This window comes from Polyangiaceae bacterium, assembly GCA_015075635.1.
GTDB lineage: Bacteria > Myxococcota_A > Polyangia > Polyangiales > Polyangiaceae > JADJKB01.
In genome coordinates this window covers 1,383,938-1,404,937 of record JABTUA010000002.1, presented here as the reverse complement: position 1 = coordinate 1,404,937, position 21,000 = coordinate 1,383,938, and the positions used below count along the sequence as shown (strand labels likewise).

Here is a 21,000-nt window from a genome sequence, read left to right as displayed (position 1 = left end):
GGTCGGTGCGGGCCTCTGTGTAGCGCTGCCGGCGCTGGCCGCGCCGCCCGCCATGACCCGAGACGAGATCATCACGCGCGGCAAGGGCGTGGTGAAGTTCTCGTACTGGTGGGGCCACGGCCGCTGGAGCACGACCTCCACCGCCTACGGCTCGTGCTCCGGCAGCTGCCCGGGCTGCTCGCACTCCGGGTCCTACGGCGCGGACTGCTCCGGCTTCGTCGCCAAGGCCTGGCAGGTCCCGAGCGCCATCGCCGTGACGACGGACTCGCACCCGTATTCGACTTACCACTTCGACAACAACAGCTACCACTGGAGCACGATTTCGCGCGGCAGCGCCAAGAAGGCCGACTCGTTCGTCTACAACACCAACGGCGCGGGCCACATCTTCCTGTACGAGAGCGGCGACCCCTGGGGCTGGGTCACCGCCATCGAGTGCAAGGGCTGCTCGTACGGCTGCGTGCGCGGCGGTCGCAGCATCAGCTCGAGCTACAAGGCCATCCGGCGCGACAACGTCCAGGACTTCCCCGACAAGGACGGCGACGGCATCGCCGACTCGAAGGACAACTGCCCGTCCAACAAGAACACCAGCCAGCTGGACACGGACAAGGACGGCAAGGGCGACGCCTGCGACACGGACGACGACGGGGACACGATCCTCGACACCAAGGACAACTGCCCGCTGGTGAAGAACACCGCGCAGACCGACACGGACAAGGACGGCAAGGGCGACGCCTGTGACACGGACGACGACGGGGACACGATCCTCGACACCAAGGACAACTGCCCCACCGTCGCCAACAAGAGCCAGCTGGACACGGACAAGGACGGCAAAGGCGACGCCTGCGACGACGACGACGACGCGGACACCATCCCCGACGCCAAGGACAACTGCCCGCTGGTGAAGAACACCGCGCAGACCGATACGGACAAGGACGGCAAGGGCGACGCCTGCGAGGCGGACGACGACGGCGACGGCATCACCGACGCAGAGGACAACTGTCCGACGGACGCCAACGCGGACCAGGCCGACGCCGACGGAGACGGCAGCGGCGACGCCTGCGACGACGACGACGACGGTGACGGAGTGCTCGACGCGACGGACGTCTGCCCCGAGGTCGCCGACGCGACCCAGACCGACGCCGACGGCGACGGGATCGGCGACGCTTGCGACGACGACCTGGACGGCGACGGCACGCCGAACGGCAGCGACAACTGCCCCGACCTCGCCCACGAGAGCCAGGAAGACTCGGACGAAGACGGCGTCGGCGACGCCTGCGACGACGACCTGGACGGCGACGGCGTGTTCAACGCGGTGGACAACTGCCCGACGGTGGTGAACCCGGACCAGAAGGCCGGCCTCGGCGACAAGGGCGAGGCCTGCTCCAGCGGCGATCTGGGCGAGCTCGGCTTCGTCGATCCGGCGGCGACCGGTGACGACGACGCGGTGAGCGGCGGCTGCGGCTGCGCGCTGCCGGGCGGTGGGAGCGACCGCTCCTGGCCGGCGCTGCTCGCGGCGGCAGCAGTCGGGGCGATCGGGCTCCGGCGCCGGCGCCGGTGAGCGAGCTCATCGCCGGCGCGCTCGACGCCCACGGCGACCGGCCCTCGGCCGTCCGCGCAAGGCGTGGGTCCCGACACAGCTCTCATCTACCCAGGCATGCTCTGCGCGATTTGCAGCGAGGCTCTCGGTGCCGCCGAGGATCGCGTCGCGACGAGTCACTTCATCGACGATGCGGATCATCAGCTCTGGCTTTTCTCAGATGCCGCCATGCACCGAGCGTGCTTCATGGATTGGGAGCAACGCTGGGCGCCAAAGTCTGGGGCAATGGCACCCGCCACTCGATGCGCCCGGACGGCAGCATCGAGACCGTAAGCGTGAAGACCTCACCGCACTGATCGGAGGTCGTCGCGGGCCGGGCTACGGGGATCCCAGCGTCTTCGAGGACGGATCCTCGAGGGTTAATCGACACTGTCAGCATGTGCCGACATGCGCCGCCTGCCTGCCAGCGGTGATCCTGGAGGGCATGCCATCCACATTTCGTCTGCTGTCCATCGCCCTTCCGTTTGCCCTAGCACTCACCTTGGGCGCTACTGGTTGCTACCGTGGCAAGCCAGGCCTCGGCAAAGCGAGCGCCGAGCAGGGCCTGGCGGAGTCGCTGGGCGAAGGCAGTTGCCGAGTGGTGCCCCAGCGCGCGACCCCGCTCGTGATGGACTGGACCTCCCACGAGCGGGCGGACCTCGAGGTCGCCATGGCCGAGGACGGCCTCGCCCTCGTGCGCTACGACTGCAAGAACCTGGAGCTGATCCGGGGCTGCGCCGCGTCCGGCAGCTACGGCTACGTCGGCGTCGAGCCCAAAGAGGACGTGCTGCAGCTGAGCGACGCCGACGAGATCCGCGCCAACTTGCCGGCCTTCGGGGCGAAGATCTCCGCGGAGCTCCAGCGCGGCTCGGCGCTGGACTTGGCGTTCACGACCGTCGGCAAGCGCCGAGCAGTGACCCCCAGTGTCGCCCGGAGCGCTCTGGGAACCGACCCGGAGTGTCAGCGGGCGACGCATTTCGTGCGAGGTGCGTATCTCGGAGCCTTCGCCGTCAAGCGCGGGCAGCAGGGTCGGATCGCCGGCGCCGTGGAAGTCTTCGGCGCCGGCGCGAGCGGGCTCAGGAGCGCGAGCAGCGAGCGCACGATGAAGGACGGTGAGGCGAGCGCATGCAAGGGGCTATCTGTCGAGTCGGGGAAGCCGCCGGCTCGATGCGGATCGGCACTGCGCCTGGAGCTCGTCGCGCTCGACGCTGCTCAGACTGGAGCCGACGACGCCGTCGTGACCGAGTGCCCCGAGGGCCTGGTGCCGGTCGCCGGCAAATGCACACACCGTCGAGCTTCGACCGGCTACGTCTGCAACCCGGCGAAGCCGGCCGAGTGCCGCGCCGAGTGCGACAAGGGGGATCTGGCGAGCTGCGGCTACTACGGCTACGCCCTTCACTACGCCTACTTCGGAGTCGCCAAGGATGTTGCGCGTGCCCGAGCCCTCTACGAGCAAGCGTGCGCGAAGAACGTTCAGTACGCCTGTAGTGGCCTCGGGATCATGTACTCCCGCGGCGAGGCCGGCCTGCCGAAGGATCTCGACCGCGACTTCGCGCTCCAAGACGCGGCGTGCAAGGCCGGAGAAATGCGCGGGTGCAACAACCTGGCCGTTCGCTACGAAGATCGAGGCGAGCAGGAGAAGGCCGTGGAGCTCTTCGAGCGGGCCTGTTCCGGCGGGTTCGCGTACTCCTGCGCCAATTGGGGCGCCAAGCTGAAGCACGGCAGCGGAGCTCCGAAGAACGTAGCGAAGGCCCTCGAGCTCTTTCAGAAGAGCTGCGACGCGGGTCAGAGCAAGGGTTGCCTCGAGCTGGCCTACATGTACGCGGGAGGCCTCGAGGTGCCTCAGGACCCCGGCAAGGCGGCGGCGCTCTACCGCCGGACCTGCGACGGAGGGCGCGACACGGTCGGCAACAACGCCTGTCGCCAACTCGCGTGGGCGCACTTCAAGGGAAGCGGAGTCGTGCAGGACGTGAGCCGCGGGCTCCAGTACCTGAAGACGGCCTGTGACGACGGCCACGGAGGGTCGTGCAGCGATTTGGCCTCGCTCCACTTTTCCGGGACCCACGTGGCCAAAAACGAAGTCCAGGGCAACGCGATCCTGGAAGCGGCTTGTCAGCGCGACGTGGGCGAGGGCTGTGCGGAGCTCGGACTCTCGTTTCAGCTCGGGCGAGCCGTGCCCAAAGACCCGCAGCGCGCGCTCGAGCTCGCGAAGAAAGCCTGCTCGCTCGACAGTGGCCGCGGCTGTCAGGACCAGGGATTCCTGCTCGCGCATACTGCTGGACACGACCCGGCCCAGGTCCGGGACCTCTACGACAAGGCCTGCGAGCTCGGTGACCGCGCCGGCTGCTACAACGCCGGCATCCGCTACTTCGAGGGTATTCTCGCAGCTCGGCGCGACGAGAAAAGAGGGCTGGCGGCGCTCGAAAAGTCTTGCACCCTCGGCTACGCGCGTCTGGCCTGCTCCTACCTGGCCCGACGCCATCCCGACAAGGAACGTCGCGTGGCTTTCGCGACCATCGGCTGCGAGAATTCGGATGGCGCGAGCTGCCATCTGGCCGGCGCGACGGCGCAGGACGGTCGTGGCACGCCGAAAAGCGACCTCGTGGCGGCGGACTTCTACGACCGAGCCTGCAAGGCAAAATACGCGGAAGGTTGCGCAGCCCTGGCGAGCCTCTACGAGCGTAGCCCTTCGTTGCCCAAGGACAGCGCGCGTACCGAGTCCTTGCGCAAGGAGCGCTGCCTGGTGGAAGCGAGTTCCTCGAACTTTTGGAACTGCAGGCTCGAGTGGCTGGACGACATCTGCAAAGACAACGAGCGCTGCACGCAGCTCGCCTACAAGCTCGCCAAGGGGACCCAGGGGTTGAAGGCCGACGGAAAGCTGGCGCGGAAGCTGTGGAAGCAGGGCTGTGGGGCCAAGCACCACAACGCTTGTTGGGGCCTCGCGGACGCCTACTGGAATGCGTGGGGCGGGTCCAAGGACCGCGCTCAGAGCGTCAAGTACGTAGAGCTCGCGTGCAGTCTTGGAGCGGACCCCAAAGACTGCGCGGCGACCCTCGAGGCGCGCAAGCGCTGATGCCGAGGGTCGCTCACGGCGGGACAGCGCGGAACCGCAGCCGAATCGGCGCCGTGGTGCTGATCTTGTCGGGCGCGGCGGGTCTCGCGGGCTGCGAACGCTGTTCGGGGCCTCCCGAAGGGCTCGTGGACACCCAGCAGCGACGCGACCAGGCCGAGCGCGAGCACAGGCAGCGCGAACGGGAACGGGGAAACGCGCAGGACGGCGGTGCTGCCGCGGGCTCCGGCCTTTGTCGCTGTGACGCCGGAGACCCGGAGTGCTCGTGCCTGTGAGGGCAGCACCCCGCGCTGGCTCGCCTCAGCGCTGACGCCGAATGAGCTCCCGCCGGTCGCTGATCTGCAGACGCGCGAGCACACGCTGCGCGTACGTGCGTGCGGTGCGCAGGGGCAGGCGTAGCCGGTCCGCGACCTCCTTGTCCGACAAGCCCTCGGCCATGGCCTCGGCCACGGGTACGAGGGCGGGGGTCAGGCGAGCCGTAAAATCCCATGCTCGCTCCGCGCGCACCAGCACGAGCTCCACGTCCAACCCGCTGGGACACAAACGTACGGTCGAAGCGAAGCGCGAGTCGCGAGGTGACGTGCGTGCCCACTCCTTCACGCGCCCGACCCAGCGCTCCCCGAGGGCATTGGCGAAGACGACCCTGCCACGCCTCAGCAAGAGAGCCGGCTGGTCGATGGCCCCGAGCGCGGTGACCAGCGCGCCATCGCCGAGGGGCGCGAGTCCGATGGCACGCGCGACGCGAACCCACTCCGCAAGGGCTGGGCGCAAGGCGAGCATCGCGGCGTGGTCTCCTTCGTCGAAGCGCTCGCTGACACGCTCGCGGTAGAGTCCCACGAAGAGCCGCACGCGTCCGCTCTGGTAGAGCACCATCCTGAGCTGGTGGAACAGCCGATTGGGGTGCAGGACGCCGTCCACGAGGCTCAGCGGGTCGATGTTCACCGGCGTTCGACGAATGAGCGGGGCCAGTGCCACGGGACGGTCCGAAAACGCGTCGCGGCGCGTCGGGTCGTACAGACAGGTCGCGGCGATCAAGTGTTGATTCTCGATCGGGTCGCCCTCGGCCTTGCCCATGCCGCGCGTGTGGACCAACCAAGGGAGGCTGTCAGGGGCTGGCCCCGGGTGCACGCCGACCATGTTGCCTGGCGCAGCCCGCTCGAGCCGGCGGAGAAGCTCCCGCTCCGGTCGTGGCGAGAGCCAGGACTCGCCCAGCTGCCGCGTGAACTGCCGCAAGGCGGCGCGCCGCGACGCAGGCAAGGAAGCCATCGCCTCGCCCGGCGAGCTCCACGGAAGCGCCTCGAGCCCGGGACCGAGGTCCCGAAGCAGGGCGGCTACGGCGGAACTTGCGCTCATTCGAGCGCAACAGATTGCGCGGGGCCGACCCGGTCCGGAAATGATGGCGATCAGGCCCCCTGGGACCCGCCGCGGAACGGTGAGTGATCAGCTCCCGGAGACCACGACGTCGTCGACGTCGAAGGAGAAGGCTTGGGTCGGCACGGGGTGACCCGCCCAGAAGCGAAGAACGAAGACCTTGGACGCCGGCAGAAACGGGGTCAGGTCGACCACGCGCTGGGTGAGGTTCACGGACTGTTGCAGCGTCGCCGCCTCCGTGGCCTGACCGGTAGTTTTTTCGTACACCTGTACCGTCGCGATCACGGGCGCGCCGCCGTCCGTGTCGAAGGCGCTCAAGACGTAGTTGAAGCTGACCTTCACGGACGCACAGCCCGAGGCGTCGAAGCTGGTGCTCGGGAAGAACGTCGCTGGTGCGTCGGCGTTTGCGTTGCCCGCGCTCGAGATGCGCATCAGGCCGGGCGTAGCCAGACCCTGTGGCTGCCAGGTCACCGTCAAATCCGAGAACATCCCGATGGGCAACGCGGAGCCGGCGACGTGCCACGTGTTGTTGATCGGGTTCGTCGTGAAGGCATCGCTGAAGCTCAGGGAGCATCCACCGCTTCCGCCGGTTCCACCCGCGCCCGCGCCCCCACCTGCGCCCGCGCTCCCGCCCGAGGCTGTGCCCGCGCTCCCGCCCGAGGCTGTGCCCGCGCTCCCGCCCGAGGCTGCGCCCGCGCTCCCGCCCGAGCCGCCCGTGCCACCCATGCCACCGGTGCCGCCAACTCCACCGCTTCCGCCCGTGCCGCCCATGCCACCGGTTCCGCCCGTGCCGCCGGTTCCGCCCGTGCCGCCGGTTCCGCCCGTGCCGCTACACTCGGGCGCCGTGACACCGCCCTTGTGTGCCGCTTCACACTTGGTGGTGGCTTTGTTCTGGGCGGCACATTGCTGCAGACAGGTGTCCCCCGCCGGCAGGCTGCAGGCGCACACGCCGTCGGAAGCGAAAGCGAATGCCTTGGCTTTGGTGCAGCAGTCGCGTTCGCAACGTGTGCAGCCGCCAAAGTCGTTGCCGGTCTTGTCTTCGTAGCAATCGAAGATGCCGTTGAGAGTCTTTGGGTTGGAGCAGACGCAAACAGTGGGCGACGTCCAGGCACTCACGGAAAAGAGGGGGTTCCCGGCTTGCTGCGCCTGGCAGCAGGTCTTCCAAGCGACCTCTTCGCACAGGCACGGGTCCTTGCTGCTACCGTTGCATGCGGCGGTAGCGGCAGGCATCGCGACGCCTCCGTAGCTCGAAAAGTGCTGCGTCGTCGCCAGGACCTTCTGCCCGCTGGCGTCCGGGCCGGAGGTCGGCACGGGCACCCAACGCCCGTCTATCACCATGCCCACGCCAACGGTGACGCCAGCAGCCGGCGTGTAGTTGTTGTCGAACACGAGGGAGACGGGCTGATCGAAGGTCGTGCCGTGGGGGAGGAAGTCGTAGGCCTTGCCCAGCCCGCCGGTCGGTGTGCTCTTGGCGGGGGCGATGGCGAGCTCGACGTCTTGGCTGAGGGCACCTGCAGGCACGTGCAACGTGACCGCGCCGTCCTTGCTCACGAGCTGCCCGCCGGTGGGACCAATGGTGGCGCGCGCGACGTCGGACGTCGTGTCCGTTTGCGAGTCACTCTCGCCGCAGCCGGCGCCCGCCAGGGCGCACCAAAGGACGAGCCGGAGGGATTGGCGGCCTACCACGTGTAACCGCCGCCCACGGTCACGAGCAGGAAGTCCGAGATGTACATGCCCATCGCCGTGATGGTCCAACGCCGGAGCTTGGCCGTTCCGGCATTGTATTTGGGGAAGCTGAGCGTCAGCACGGGTCCGTGGCTCATGCTCGTGTCGTCGTTGGTGGTCTCTTTGTCTCCGACTTTCGTCGTCGTGAAGTTCGCAGCGGCTCCAACGCGATAGCCCAAGAACAACCCGAACCCGCCCTGTTGCAGCGTCTTGGGATCCATCGAGCCAAACTTCAGGTACTGGTAGCCCGCGCCGACGTTCGCCGAGACGGTCGCCTGCTCGTAGTCGACCTCGGTTCCAGCAGCGTCGATCTTCCCGGCGCCGCCGCCGAAGGTGCCCATCAGCTCGAGCCCCACGCCGCTCCAGCCGCCGCCCTCGGGCCCGGGGAACTGTCCGCCGAACATGGTGCGGAGCCCGCCTTGGACATTGTAGCCAAGGATGGTCACGTCGATGTCACCGGTGCCAGTGCCGTACAGGCCGGCCAGCTCCACTGCGCCGCCGATGTCGTAGGAGGGCGGCGTGACGACACGTTGAACGCTTTGTCCCTGGAGCCCGAAGCTGACGCCTCTGCCATCCACGTTCGTCGTCGTTTGCTCCTGACACTGCTCGCCAGGACGCGTGCTGCAGTCGCGAGCCGTCGAGTGCTGAACGCCAGACGTGCCGACGTTGGTCTGGCTCGTCTTCGTGGGCGGAGGCACGGGTGCCCCCGGTGTGACCAAGCCGGTGCGGTCCGGCACGAGCGCCACCACCTTGACCTGGGCCCAAGCCCAGGTTTCCTCGCGACCATCGCTGTGGCGGAACGTCACGAACGAGCCGGGCTCGTGGCGCATGACGCGCACGTAGAGTACTCGACCGTCGGCGGTGACCAGCACGTCCCAGTTGTTGGTCGCCGGGCCCGGCGCCGGGTAGCTCGGGACCGCGGGAGCGGGCGGCGGAGCGTCGGCCGCCGGAGGAGGAGGAGGCGCGGCCGGAGTCTGCGCCGAAGCGACTGCAGAGGCGGACACGGCGAGCGCGAGGCAGACACCGATGGGGAGATGGAGTTGGCCCATGAACCGACAAGCGTGCCTTGCGCCGAAGGAATTGCCTAGTCAGCATGTGCTGACACGCCCCCGCGAGCCGGTGTGCGCAGCGGCGCCGGCCGGGTCAGTTTCCGCGGGGGATTTTGAACGCGATGCGCGTCATCCCTGCCAAACTTCTGGACGACGAGGGCCACGACGGGAGAGGCGCATGGCCAAAGCGCGGTAGTGCGTCAACGCGCGAGACGCCGCGCCCCGGCGCGCACGAACCTCACGCCCGTCGTCAGCGCGCGCGCCGACGGCGTCGCAGGAGGCTCGCCCCCGCGGCGACGAAGAGCAGCGAGAGCTGCGACGAAGGCGCGCCTTGCCCGGAGAGTCGGCAGCCGCAGCCGCCCTCGTCCTCGGACGAGCTCTCGCTGCCGCCCGGACCGGCCGCGCCGCCCGTTGCGCTTGCGCCCGTGCCGTCACCTCCGACTCCAGCGCCGCCGGTTCCGCCGCCTCCGCTGCCTGCGGAAGCTCCCGCGGCGCCAGCAACTCCAGCGCCACCGCCGGATGCGCCCGCGCTACCGCCCGTGGCACTGCCCGCAGTGCCGCCGGTTCCTGCGCCGCCCGCGCCGGCCGTGCCACCCGCCGCGGTGCCGCCGGTGCCACCCGTCGCGGTGCCGCCGGTGCCACCCGTCGCCGTGCCGCCAGTGCCGCCGGTGCCACCGGTGCCGTTGGTGTAGTCGAAGACGTACGCCGACCCGCTCTGGGAGCCCTTGGGGTTGTCCAGATAGGCGCCCGCGAGCGCCACGCCGTTGGACAAGGACACCGCGTTTCCGAACTGGTCGCCGCCGGTCCCATCCGCCGCGGCGAGCTTCACGGCCTCGCTCCAGGCGTTGCCGGTGCGCGTGAAGAGGTACGCGCTGCCCTGATTCGCGCTCGTGCCGATGTCGTCGCCCTCGGCGCCGAGGATCGCGACGTCGCCGTGAACCGCCACGGCGTTGCCGAGGTTGTCCCCCGCCGCGCCGTCCGCGGCCAGGAGCTTCCCTTGCTCCGACCACGCGGTGCCCGAGCGGAAGAACACGTAGCCCGCGCCTCTGCCCGAGCCGTGGAAGGGAGCGCCGGCCAGAACCGTGTTTCCCTGAAGCGCGACCCAGTAGCCCAGCTTGTGTCCGGCGCCGGCGTCGGACGCGACCAGCTTCGCCTGCTGCGACCAGGTCGCGCCGCTTCGCGTGAAGACGAACAGCGACCCCTGGTCCGTCGCGGTGATGTCGTCCTGGAACGCGCTCACCAGCGCCGTGTCGCCGGAGACGTCCACGGACCAGCCGAACCCACCGCCCGACACGCCGCCGCCGGCGGTCGCATCCGACGTGAGCTTCGCTTGCTGCGACCAGGTCGTCCCGCTCCGCGTGAAGACGTAGGCCGCGCCCGACGGCGCACGCCAGCGGGCGCCCACGATCACGGTGTCGCCGGAGATGCCGACTCGGCAGCCGAACTCCGCCCCGTTCGTGGGGTCTCCCGCCGTGAGCTTGGCCTGCTGCGTCCAGGTCGTTCCGTTGCGCACGAAGACGTAGGCGGAGCCCTGCCAGTTGTCGTCCTGGTAGGCGCCGACGATCGCCGTGTCCCCTTCGACGGCCGTCACGACGCCGAAGTAGTCGTTGGCGCCGCCGTCGCTCGCGGTGAGCTTGGCCTGCTGCGACCAGGTGCCGCCGTTCTTCACGAAGACGTAGGCGGCCCCCGCGTTCGATCCCTTGTCGTCGTCTCCCCACGCGCCGACGATGGCCGTGTCACCATCGACGTCCACGGCCGCGTAGCTGAAGCGGTCGCTGGCCTCGCCGTCGTTGGGCACGAGCTTGGCCTGCTGGTTCGCCGTGAGTGGCTCGGTCGAGGTCGCCGAGTCCTCGGTCGTCGCGCTCCCACAGGCGAGCGCGAGCCCGGTCAGCGGCATCCACACTGCGGCAAAGCGCCTGCTCCGAAGACCACCCCGACTCGACCGACCCGACTCGCAAGTCTCTCGCTTGGACATGCTATCAGGTCAACACGGACGACGGGCGCTTGGCGTGTCGGCAGGTGCTGACAGTCTCATCGACGAGCCGCTCCGTCAGTCCTCCAGGGGGCCGGCGCACTGTTCCACCGCCGACCACTCCCCGCCGCAAGGATGTCGGCACGGCGAGAATTCGCGAGGGCCGCAGCCCAACCCGTAGGTGCAGTCGTTCCCGCCGTGCGCGCAGGTAGTGCAGCACTCGAGCAGCGCGGCCCATTCGGTGCCGCACCCGAGAGCGGAGACCTTCGCCTCGTGACCGGTGCACTCCGTCGTGCACTTGGGCACATCCGTCGTCAGGCAGGTCTTCTTCTTCAGACGCTCGCACGAGCTCTTGCAGCTGGGCGGGCCGGACCCCTCGCCGTCACCCTCGCCCCGTCGCCCGAAGGGATTGAAGCATCCGCCGAATGCCCCGATCGCGAGCAACCCGATGAGCACCCGCCGCCACGCGGTGAGCAGAGGTCGAACACGGAGGTCCATGCGAGCCCAACCACGACTACGGCAAACGACCTCGAGCCGCATGTCGGCATGTGCTGACACGCGCGCGCAGCGGCCCCCAGCCGGTAGGTTCTGGCAGCATGACTCGAGCCTGCGACGACGACCTGGACGGCGACGGCGTGTTCAACGCGGTGGACAACTGCCCGACCGTGGTGAACCCAGACCAGAAGGCCGGCCTCGGCGACAAGGGCGAGGCCTGCTCCAGCGGCGATCTGGGCGAGCTCGGCTTCGTCGATCCGGCGGCGACCGGCGACGACGACGCGGTGAGCGGCGGCTGCGGCTGCGCGCTGCCGGGCGCTGGGAGCGACCGCTCCTGGCCGGCGCTGCTCGCGGCGGCTGCGGTCGGGGCGATCGGGCTCCGGCGCCGGCGCCGCTGACGGCGCCCCAGCCACCGGCTACGGTCTCGCAGTCCGGCGAGCTCGAGCACCTGCTCGCGGAGTGGCTGGGGGCCGACGGGAACTAGCCACTGCCGCGCGCGAGATGCGCACGATCTCGTCGCGCACGAAGCGCACGGCGTCGTCGTCAGCGACGGCCTTGCGCCAGAGCAGCTCCATGGGCGCACGGCCGAGGCTGAAAGGCAGCGGAGCCGTGCGCAGGTGCGGGCGCGTGCGGGAGAGCTCCCGGGCCACCAGCGACGGCACCGTCGCGACCAGCGCGGTCCCGTCGATCACGCCGCCGACGCTCTGGAACGAGGGCACCGAGAGCCGTACCCGCCGGCTGAGCCCCAGGGCATCTTCGACGATGCCCCTGAGGTCGCCGTTGTACGAGACGACGGCGTGGTCGTGTGCGAGGTAGCTCGCCAGCGAGGGTGTCTTGCCCAGCCGGGCGAAGCGCGGGTCGAACAGGCACACGAGCTCGCCCACGAACAGCTCGGAGCGCTCCGTCCCCGCCGGCAGCTCGTCGGCGACGGTGACCGCCATGTCCACGCGGCCCGACGCCAGCGCTTCGCCCACCGTGCGGAACTGCACCGGCAGCACGATCAGCCGGAGACGGGGCGCCCTCTGGGCGAGCACGCGCAGCAGCGCCGGCAAGAGCCAGGGCTCGCTGGCGTCGGCGAGCCCGAGCCGCACCGTGCGCTCGCTGGTCTTGGGATCGAATACGGTCGGCGAGAGGGCAGCGGCCAAGAGCGCCTCGAGGTGCGGGCGCGCGCGCCCGAGCAGGAGCTCGCCTCGAGCGGTGAGCGTGAGCCCGCGTCCGGCGCGCGCGAACAGCGGCGCGCCAACGGCACTCGACAGGCGCTTCATCGCCGCGCTCACCGCCGGCTGCGTCAGGTACAAGCGCTCGGCCGCTGCGGTCACGCTGCCTGCCTCCGCGGTGACCACGAACACGCGCAGCAGGTTGAGATCGAGGTCCCTGGAATTAACAGAATTCATGTGTGACATTCATCCTATTCACTGGATTGAATGGTGGAAAGGCCTACGCTCGGTCTCAGGAGGAACTGCCAATGACGAAGAGCCACAGGACCCTGGGAACGAACGGCCCGCAGGTGTTTCCGCTCGCCCTCGGCTGCATGGGGATGAGCGGTATGTACGGGCCCAGCGACGACGCCGAGAGCGAGCGCACCATCGCGATGGCCGTGGAGCGCGGCGTGAGCCTGCTCGACACCGGTGACTTCTACGGCATGGGCCACAACGAGATGCTGATCGGGCGCGCCATCCGCGGGCGCCGCGAGCGCGTGCAGCTCTCGGTCAAGTTCGGCGCGCTGCGCTCCCCCGACGGCGGCTGGACCGGCGTGGACGGCCGCCCGCAAGCGGTGAAGAACTTCGCTGCCTACAGCCTGAAGCGACTGGGAGTCGAGGTGATCGACGTCTACCGGCCGGCCCGTCTCGACCCCAACGTGCCCATCGAGGAGACGATGGGCGCGGTCGCCGAGCTGATCAAGGCTGGCTACGTCAAGCACGCGGGGCTGTCGGAGGTCGGCGTGGAGACGATTCGCCGCGCGCACGCCGTGTGCCCGGTCGCGGATCTGCAGATCGAATATTCGCTGGCGAGCCGCGCGCCGGAGACGCGCATCTTCCCGGCGCTCGGCGAGCTCGGCATCGGCGCGACGCTCTACGGCGTGCTCTCTCGCGGGCTCTTCGGCGGTAGTCGGCCCAAGGGACCCGGGGACTTCCGCGCGTACCTGCCGCGCTTCGCCGGCGGCAACCGCTCGCACAACGACGGGGTCGTGGGCAAGCTGGCGGAGCAGGCGCGCCGGCGGAACATGACGCCGGGACAGCTCGCCATCGCCTGGACGCTGGCGAAGCAGCCGAGCTTCGTGCCGGTGATCGGCGCGCGAACGGTGGCGCAGCTCGAGGACGCGCTCGCAGCGTTGGAGAAGCCGCTGTCGGACGCCGACGTGCGCGAGCTCGAGGCGCTGGTCCCGTCCGGCGCCGTCGCTGGTGAGCGCTACGCCCCGGAGCACATGCGAAACCTGGACAGCGAGCGCTGAGATTCAGCCGAAGCGCGCGGCCGGAGAACTCCGGCCGGTGTCGGCCGTATGATCCCGGGCCATGCTCGCCTCCGCTGCATCCGGTCGAGTCTTTTCGAACCCGCGCTGTACGGCGACGCTCTTGGCCCTGCTTGCCGCACTCTCGGCGGGGTGCCAGGAGCGCTCCCGCGCCCCCGAGCCGGCGGGGTCGACCGGCGCGACGCCCAGCGCGACCCGCCCGCCGGATCGGCAGGAAGCGGACGCGTGGCTTGGAGTCCGCAAAGGGGGTCGCGACCTCGGCGTGGTGGAGATGCTCGCCGGCAAGCCCTGGCGGCTGGTGCTCCACAGCGGCAGCGAAGACGCGCGGGCGCTCGAGAAGCTCGTGACCGACCACGGCTCGAAGCCCTTCGCGTTGAGCATGCACCTGCCGCCCGAGAAGCCGGGCGAGCGAGGACCCTACGGCTCCCGCCTCGTCGCGCCGGGAGACCCGCTGTACCGGCACGCGGTCGAGGAGCATCTTGGTGGCCGCGGCTTCGACGTCGATGCCAACGTGCCGCGCTTCGCCGATCGCGACCCGCCGGCGTCCGTGCGAAAGCTGGAGCTCAGCCGTGACGGCGCGAAGGTGGGCACGCTGGATCTGTCCGCGACCCCGGCCAGGCTCGAGCTGGTGAACCGCGAGGCGAACGCGCTCTTCCTCGAGTCGTTCTGGAAGGGGCTGGAGGCCGAAGAGCAGCTCAGCGTGAGCTACCTACCGCCGGCGGGCGGGCGAGACGCGCTCACCACCGTCTCGGCCAAGAAGGGCAGCCCGGAGTACGCGCGGGTGGTCCGCTTGGCCTTCGCGGTCCGCTACCCGGCGTATTCGGTGGTGGTGACTCCCTGAGAGTGACCGCTGACTCAAAGGCACTCGGGCTTCATCCGCTTCACTCCAGCCTGGTCCACCCGGTAGGGAGGATCGCAGCTCCGGTATGGGTCTTTCGAGATGCCCTTGGACTTCTGCACCGAGAAGACCACCGGAACGCGCACCGTCGTTTCCTTGCCGCTGCGCGGGAAGCGCCAGGCCGTCACCTGCTCGATCAGGCACTTCTCGACGTCAGCACCTGGATCGCCCACCGCCACCCGCGCGTGCGCGACCTCGCCCGCCGGACTGACCACGAGCTCCAGCTCGGCCCGGGTCCTCTCTTGGACCTCGCGGCCGCAGGACGCGAGCTCGCGAGTGCGGCGGGAGACCACGCCCTGGAGCTGCTCCGACGAGAGGCCGACGGGCTCCCTCGCGCTCGCGCTCGCGGCCGCGGCGGCCGGCGGGGCTCGTCCGACGTTGCTCAGCGCGAGCCAGATGGCTGCGACGAGCAACGCGAGCAGCAGCGCGCCCGCGCCTGCCAGCAACGCTCGGCGACCCGGGGCCGGGGCCGTTGGCGCCGGGGATCGGGGCTCTGCCGCGGCTGGGAGCGGATCCACCTGTGTGCGCGGAGGTGGACCGAACGCGGAGGGCGAGGGAGGCGGCCCCAGTTGGGTGCCCTGGTCTGCGGCGCCGGAGGTGCCGGCCTGGGTGGGCGCGAGCTGGGTTGGTGCGGCGCCCGCGCGCGCCGAGCGCAGCACCGGCGCGAGCGCCTCGAAAGCGGCGCCTGCGTCGGGGAAGCGATCCGACGGGTTGCGTGCCACGACGCGCGAGAACCAGGCGTCGAAGCCCACTGGGATCGAGCCCGGAGCACCCAGCTCGGCGGCGCGCGCGGACGCGGGCACGAGCTCATCGTGGAGTATCTCCATCAGGAGCCGGCCGAAGTCGATGCGGGTCTCGTTCGCGGACCGCAGATACGAGCGACCGGTCAGCATCCAGAACGCGAGCAAGCCGAGCGCCCACACGTCCGTGGCAGGCGAGACCTGGACGGAGTCCCGCGCCTGCTCCGGCGCCATCCACATCGGCGTCCCCACCGCCGCGGTGGGCGTGTCCACTGCCCCCGCTGCGATCTTGGCGATGCCGAAGTCCAAGATCTTGACGAAGAAGCGCACCCCGGCTCGGCGGGGTCCGGCCAGGAACACGTTCTCCGGCTTGATGTCGCGGTGAACGATGCCGAGCTGGTGGGCCGCCGAGAGCCCATGACAGAGCTGCTCGAAGATCTCGCACACGTCCTCCGGTGCCCAAGGCGCGCTCTGGGGCGATGCGCTCCACAGGTCTTGCCCCTCGAGCAGCTCCATCACCAGGAACGGAAACCCGGTCGCTGCGTCGATGCCGGCGGCATGCACCGACACCACGTGATCGCTCGGAACTCGCGCCCCGATCCGCGCCTCCTGCTCGAAGCGCTCGCGAAGCCTCGGCGATGTGACCAGCTCGCGGCGCATCAGCTTCAGCGCGCGCGGCGCGCCCGTGCTGAGCTGCTCCACGACCCAGAGCGATCCCATGCCACCCGACGACAGCGGGCGGACAACCCGGTAGTCCGACGCGAAGATCGAGCCTGGAACCAGCTCCGTGCTCACCGGTCGGGGTTCTTTCCGGTCGTCGCCGACCTCTGTGAGTCTGCCATTCGCTGCGCCCCTTCGAGCCGGCCAATTCGAGCAGGCCCTGCGACGTCAGTATGCATGGTCGCACACACGGTTCAAGACATGCCGAGAGCGCGTGCATGCGTTGCCTCACGAGCATGAACGTCTCATCGCGGTCGCGGCTCACTTCCCGCAGCGCGACCGTGGAGCCTCGTACTTCCCGGCGGGTCCTTCGCACATGCACAAGGACGGGAACGCTGATCGGGCGCGCTATCCGCGGGCGCCGCGAGCGCGTAGGGCGGGAGGCCGAGGAGCAGCTCAGCGTGAGCTACCTACGTCATCTTCGAGGCGAAGAAGGGCGCCAAGAAGGCAGGTCTGTCCTTCGGGCCCCCGCCCGGAGGCAATCCTGCCTCGTTCGGCGAGGTGTTGATCATGCCGCGCTGAGCGGCAGGGGGGCGCGCGAGCTCGAGCTCCGGGCTGGTGGCGAACGCGTCGGACTCCCAGCGCGTGGTGAGCACTCGCGTGCGGAACCCGCTCGCGCCCACCGCACCGAAGAGCACGACGTAGCGCTCGCTCCCGGGATCCCAGAGCGCGTGCGGCGTGCGCAGGCTGCCCTGAGCCAGGGTCTTGCCGAGGGCACTCGCGGCGTGGACGCCAGCCTGTGATGCAGCGCTGCAGGCGTCGCCGCGGTCGCCCGCGCCGCCGCCCGCGCCTGCGTTGCCCGAGCCCCCCGCGCCGCCGGTGCCGGTGCCGCCGCTGCCGCCGCCGCTGGAAGCGCCGCCGGTGTTCGACGCGACCTCGCCTCCGTCGTCGGCGCAGGCAGAGAGCAGCAGCGCCGCGAAGAAGAGTCGCATGCTCGGAGCATAGCGCGCTCCGCGTTGCGACGACCCCGGTTCTGCGCGAGGCTCGGCCGGTGAGATCTCCTGCGCTCTTGGTGTGCCTGGGCCTCGCGTCGTGCCGGACGCCGAGCACCACCAGCGCACCTGCCCCGAGCGCCGCCGCATCGACCCCGAGCGCCAGCGCGCCGCCGACGGGTCCGCCCGCCCCGGAGCGAGCGTGCTCCCGTGACGACGAGTGCGCGGTGGCCAGGATCGAGGTATCCGGCGAGCACGCCTGCTGTGGTGCCTGCGCGACGACTGCCGGCACACGGCGCTGGCACGCCGAGCTCCAGCGCTACTGCGCGGCGCACCCGCCCTCGAATTGCAGCCCGCTCGCCTGCCCGATGGGTCCGACCTTCGCGCGCTGCCAGGAAGGTCGCTGCGTGGCCACGGCGAGCGGCCCCGACGGAGGTCCCGCCTTCGTCGTCGTGGAGCGGCGCTGCCTGCCCGCGGTGGTGTGCGACGGCTGGGCGGGCTGCGCGCGCGCGCTCGGTAACGACCAGGACGGCTGGTTCGTCGAGGAGTCGGAGCGCGCGTCCCGCGGCGAGATCGTGGGGCGCGAGCGCGTCGCAGTGACGGACGGCGGTGTGGCCGAGGTGTTCCGCTCGTCTCCCCCCGGCGTGAAGTGCCCGCCGCACGCCGTTCCGCCGCTGTTTCCGCCGGCGCCCGTCTGTGCAGAGGTGGACGGCCGCTGCAAGGCGCGCTGAGCTCAGACCGGGATCGGGCTCCGCGCCCGCGCCGACACGGAGCTCCGGAACGCCTCGATCAAGAGCCACGTGACGGTCAGCCGCCGTCCAGCGCCCGGAGCGCCACCGCGACGAACGCGCCGTAGCTGCTCAGCACCTCGAGCACGGGTGAGATTTCGGTGGTGCTCGCCATGCCGACCCAGAAGACGCCCTTCACCGTGTCCGCGTGCACCAGCGGCACGACCAGCTGCAGCACGCGGTCGTGCGCGAGTTGGAAGGTCGGTGCGCGAGCGTTCGCGGCCACGTCGAACAGAGCGGGATACGGCGCCGACACGTCCGGCGGCTTCTCGCGGCCAGCGCGCGCCAGCTCGGTGAAGGCTCCAGAGGCGTCGCGCACGCAGAGCACCGCCCAGTCCACGTCGCACAGCGTGAGCAGCCCGTGGCTCGCGTCGGAGGCGAGCTGCTTCAAATTCGACTCCGCGCACAACATGCGGACCAAGGCGTAGAAGCGCCGCAGGCTCGGCAGGTCGCCCACGTCTGGTCGCGGCGGCGGCTGCTCCGAGGGGGCTCTGGCGGCCTTCCGGTAGGGATCGCCGGTCGGCGAGCGGCGCAGCGCCGCGCCCGGATCGAGGAACAGCAAGCGCGCGCGGGCGGCGCTGATCTCGTCCAGGTGCTCGAGCCTCCGCTCGGTCAGCAGGCGCACGCCGTTGACCCAGGTGCCGTTGGTGGTGCCCAGGTCGCGGATCCAGTGGCTGCGATCGCGGGCCACGATCTCGCAGTGCTCCTTGGACACGAGCCCGTCCAGAATCTGGACCTGGCAGCCGGGGTGTCGCCCAATCACCGTACGCGCGCCGAGCTCGAACTGCCGGTCCTGCTCCCCGGGCGCCGAGTACACGAGCATGGCCATGGATCGGGCATGTTAGCCCGAGTACCCCGAGCGGGTCACTGTACCGCGACGAAGCTCCGGGCGCAGCTCCTCGTCGCCAGATCGAACATGCAGATCTCGTCGTCGTCCACCCGCAGGAACAGCGCCTTGTCGTCCGCCGAGATGTTGATGTTCTTGGGCGTGAAGCTCGTCCCGACCATGGACGAGATCGCCGACCCGATGTCCAGATCGTAGACGCTGCCCTGGAGCACGAACGCGTGGGACGAGTCCTTGGTCAGCACGAAGTTGTCGAGCCGGACCTTGGGACCCGCGATGGGCTTGAAAGTTCGGCTCGGCACGTCGAGCAGGCGGGCAGCGTCGTCGGTCCAGGCCGTGTCCACCAGGAGCACGTTGCCGTCCGGCGTGATCGCGAAGCGCGGCAGCTCGTCGCCGGCCGCGACGAACTCGTAGCTCAGGTTGCCGGTGTCGATCAGCATCAGGTGGTAGCGCTCCGCCGCGTTCGTGGGCGCGAGCTTCGGATCGTCGAACAGCGTGAGGTCGATGCTGTCCCGATCGAGGAAGGCCACCGCCGTCGTGCCGTCGGGGGAGAGGGCCACGGGTCCGAAGCCGGGCAGATTGCGCTCGAACTTCTCGGCCCCTTCGCTCAGGTCGATGACGCTCACCGGATCCTTCTGGCAGGTGGTCGGCGCCAAGAGGGCCCGCTTCGAATCGGCGCTGATGGCCACGCGGTCCGCGCAGTTGGGCACCGTCAGCGTGCGCCGCGCGCTGGTCTCCAGATCCAGCACGGTGACCCGCGTGCTGGGTGCATCGCCGCTCCACTCGTGCAACTCGACGGCGAGTGCGCGTTTGGAGTCCGGGAACACCTGCACGTCGATCAGCGCACCTTCGAAGGCGAAGCTGCCCTTCGGTGCGCCGCTCGTCGCGTCGAACACCTGCACCTCCTGCCCCTGGGCGGAGACCACGAAGCGGTCGTCCTTGGACGACATCAAGCGCAAGACGGACGTGTAGGCGCTCGGGACGCCCTGGCGCCAGCCGACCTTCCGCGCCTCCATGTCCACGGCCAGGATTTCGCTCGTGGCTTCGGTGCCCACGTAGACGAAGGGGCGCTGCTTGGAGAAGGCGAGGCGCGAGGGCTTCTGCACCGGCAAAGTGTCGATGGCGCCGGTGGTCAGGTTGCCGGTGGCCAGCTCGTCGCCGCGCTTGAAGAGCACGTAGTCGCCGACGGGTGCGACGGCGATGTCCCCGAGCCCCAGCGCCACGCCGCCGGGCTGATCGCCGACCCCCTTCTGGTTCTGATTCGCCCCGCCCTTGCAGGCCAGGAGCGCCGCCACCACGGCCGCCGCGGCCGCGCCCACCTCGATACGCTTCGCGATGCCCATGCCGGAGTGTCAGCAAACGACGTGCCGCTCGAATGTCGTGGTCTTGGCGGTTGCTTCTCCGGCCAGGCCCCTGGCATCGGCGTCAGGGGGTGTCTCCGAAACGCCTCGGTTGTCCTCTGGCTTAGGCGCTGCCAGGATCCGAAGCAACGACATGCGCAATCGCATCGGCTCGCTCCTGCTCTTCCTGGCCGCGCTGGCGGTGGGCTGTTCGGACGACGATGACGCCTCCGACTTTGGCCCGCGCTTCTGCGCGCTGTTCAAGCCCTGCTGCGACAAGGCCGGTTTGCCCGGCGACCAGAGCACCTGCCGAATGCTCTACGGCAGCGCGCGGCCGACCAGCAAGTCGCTCGCCGAGCAGTGCCTGACGGAGTACGAGGCGCTGGCGAATGACCCGACCTTCTGCGACTTCTCCCACGACGAGCCGGAGTCTTGTCAGAAGGCGTTCCCGGACGGCTCCGGTGGCAAGAAGCCGGGCGAGACCTGCGACAACGGCTCGGACTGCGCCGGCGACTCCACGTGCGACCACGACTTCGACACCGACAAGGGCACCTGCGCGGCGTTCGTGCTGGTGGCGGAGGGCGCGGCGTGTATCGGCGAGCGCAACGGCAGCTCGTCCTCTTGGTCGGGTGATCCGCAGCAGAACCAGATCACGCTCTGCGACTATCAGGCGGGGCTGCACTGCGACGCCGGTACCTGCAAGCAGCGCTCGGCGCTGGGACAAGCCTGCTCCTCCGCGCACGCTTGCGTGGACGGCGCGTATTGCCCCTCCGGAACGTGCGCCGCGCGCCTGCCGGCGGGCGCGACCTGCACCGGGGACTGGGACGAGTGCAGCGCAGAGACCCACTGCGTGGACTCCACCAAGACCTGCGAGCCCCGGCGCGCCGACGGCGAAGCCTGCATGGACAGCGACGAGTGCCTGAGCGAGCGCTGCTCCGAAGGCGTGTGCAAGTACAACCCGGGGCTCGCCGGCCTCGCGCTGGCGTTCCTCTGCAACTGATCTCGCGGCC

Annotated in this window: 17 protein-coding genes; 7 read left to right on the top strand and 10 right to left on the bottom strand. The window is 70.0% G+C overall.

The genetic code is table 11. The annotated features are described in order from the left end of the window. Nucleotides 1–247: 247 nt before the first annotated feature. Together HS104_22585 and HS104_22580 are read left to right on the top strand one after the other, a co-directional pair. Complete coding sequence (locus HS104_22585) at nucleotides 248–1,558, top strand: thrombospondin type 3 repeat-containing protein (protein MBE7482751.1); 1,311 nt, start codon at nucleotides 248–250, stop codon at nucleotides 1,556–1,558. A 520-nt stretch (nucleotides 1,559–2,078) separates the two neighbouring features. Then, nucleotides 2,079–4,649, top strand: a complete 2,571-nt coding sequence (locus HS104_22580; protein ID MBE7482750.1) for a sel1 repeat family protein — start codon at nucleotides 2,079–2,081, stop codon at nucleotides 4,647–4,649. 297 nt (nucleotides 4,650–4,946) lie between these two features. Here HS104_22580 and HS104_22575 read toward each other — a convergent pair whose 3' ends face one another. From HS104_22575 to HS104_22555, 5 genes are all read right to left on the bottom strand, one after another. Next, nucleotides 4,947–5,999, bottom strand: a complete 1,053-nt coding sequence (locus HS104_22575; protein ID MBE7482749.1) for a hypothetical protein — start codon at nucleotides 5,997–5,999, stop codon at nucleotides 4,947–4,949. An 87-nt stretch (nucleotides 6,000–6,086) separates the two neighbouring features. Continuing rightward, nucleotides 6,087–7,568, bottom strand: coding sequence for a hypothetical protein (locus tag HS104_22570; GenBank protein MBE7482748.1), 1,482 nt, complete (start codon nucleotides 7,566–7,568; stop codon nucleotides 6,087–6,089). 128 nt (nucleotides 7,569–7,696) lie between these two features. Further along, nucleotides 7,697–8,746 carry a hypothetical protein gene (locus tag HS104_22565; protein MBE7482747.1) on the bottom strand — a complete coding sequence of 350 codons (1,050 nt, stop codon included), beginning with the start codon at nucleotides 8,744–8,746 and terminating at the stop codon, nucleotides 7,697–7,699. Nucleotides 8,747–9,041: 295 nt separating this feature from the next. Continuing rightward, nucleotides 9,042–10,688 (bottom strand): FG-GAP repeat protein, encoded by a 1,647-nt coding sequence (locus tag HS104_22560; GenBank protein ID MBE7482746.1) that lies wholly within the window; start codon nucleotides 10,686–10,688, stop codon nucleotides 9,042–9,044. 153 nt (nucleotides 10,689–10,841) lie between these two features. Further along, nucleotides 10,842–11,261 (bottom strand): hypothetical protein, encoded by a 420-nt coding sequence (locus tag HS104_22555; GenBank protein ID MBE7482745.1) that lies wholly within the window; start codon nucleotides 11,259–11,261, stop codon nucleotides 10,842–10,844. Between the two features lie 98 nt (nucleotides 11,262–11,359). Here HS104_22555 and HS104_22550 point away from each other — a divergent pair, with 98 nt between their 5' ends. Further along, nucleotides 11,360–11,656, top strand: coding sequence for a thrombospondin type 3 repeat-containing protein (locus HS104_22550; protein ID MBE7482744.1), 297 nt, complete (start codon nucleotides 11,360–11,362; stop codon nucleotides 11,654–11,656). An 18-nt stretch (nucleotides 11,657–11,674) separates the two neighbouring features. Here the strand turns inward: HS104_22550 and HS104_22545 are convergent, their stop codons facing one another. Beyond that, nucleotides 11,675–12,652: a LysR family transcriptional regulator gene (locus HS104_22545; protein MBE7482743.1), complete on the bottom strand. Its 978-nt coding sequence runs from the start codon at nucleotides 12,650–12,652 to the stop codon at nucleotides 11,675–11,677. 71 nt (nucleotides 12,653–12,723) lie between these two features. On the opposite strand from HS104_22545, the gene HS104_22540 reads away from it, so the two are divergent. Next, on the top strand, nucleotides 12,724–13,710 hold the full coding sequence (locus HS104_22540) for an aldo/keto reductase (protein ID MBE7482742.1): 987 nt from the start codon (nucleotides 12,724–12,726) through the stop codon (nucleotides 13,708–13,710). A gap of 61 nt (nucleotides 13,711–13,771) precedes the next feature. Then, nucleotides 13,772–14,569 (top strand): hypothetical protein, encoded by a 798-nt coding sequence (locus HS104_22535; GenBank protein ID MBE7482741.1) that lies wholly within the window; start codon nucleotides 13,772–13,774, stop codon nucleotides 14,567–14,569. A 14-nt stretch (nucleotides 14,570–14,583) separates the two neighbouring features. Here HS104_22535 and HS104_22530 read toward each other — a convergent pair whose 3' ends face one another. Both HS104_22530 and HS104_22525 read right to left on the bottom strand, forming a co-directional pair. Beyond that, nucleotides 14,584–16,161, bottom strand: coding sequence for a protein kinase (locus HS104_22530; protein MBE7482740.1), 1,578 nt, complete (start codon nucleotides 16,159–16,161; stop codon nucleotides 14,584–14,586). A 335-nt stretch (nucleotides 16,162–16,496) separates the two neighbouring features. After that, nucleotides 16,497–17,018 carry a hypothetical protein gene (locus HS104_22525; GenBank protein MBE7482739.1) on the bottom strand — a complete coding sequence of 174 codons (522 nt, stop codon included), beginning with the start codon at nucleotides 17,016–17,018 and terminating at the stop codon, nucleotides 16,497–16,499. A 59-nt stretch (nucleotides 17,019–17,077) separates the two neighbouring features. On the opposite strand from HS104_22525, the gene HS104_22520 reads away from it, so the two are divergent. Next, nucleotides 17,078–17,749 carry a hypothetical protein gene (locus tag HS104_22520; GenBank protein MBE7482738.1) on the top strand — a complete coding sequence of 224 codons (672 nt, stop codon included), beginning with the start codon at nucleotides 17,078–17,080 and terminating at the stop codon, nucleotides 17,747–17,749. Nucleotides 17,750–17,825: 76 nt separating this feature from the next. Here HS104_22520 and HS104_22515 read toward each other — a convergent pair whose 3' ends face one another. Together HS104_22515 and HS104_22510 are read right to left on the bottom strand one after the other, a co-directional pair. Then, nucleotides 17,826–18,635 (bottom strand): FHA domain-containing protein, encoded by an 810-nt coding sequence (locus tag HS104_22515; protein MBE7482737.1) that lies wholly within the window; start codon nucleotides 18,633–18,635, stop codon nucleotides 17,826–17,828. 35 nt (nucleotides 18,636–18,670) lie between these two features. Then, nucleotides 18,671–19,993, bottom strand: a complete 1,323-nt coding sequence (locus HS104_22510) for a hypothetical protein (GenBank protein ID MBE7482736.1) — start codon at nucleotides 19,991–19,993, stop codon at nucleotides 18,671–18,673. 151 nt (nucleotides 19,994–20,144) lie between these two features. Between HS104_22510 and HS104_22505 the strand changes: the two genes are divergently transcribed. Beyond that, on the top strand, nucleotides 20,145–20,990 hold the full coding sequence (locus HS104_22505; GenBank protein MBE7482735.1) for a hypothetical protein: 846 nt from the start codon (nucleotides 20,145–20,147) through the stop codon (nucleotides 20,988–20,990). Nucleotides 20,991–21,000 lie beyond the last annotated feature (10 nt).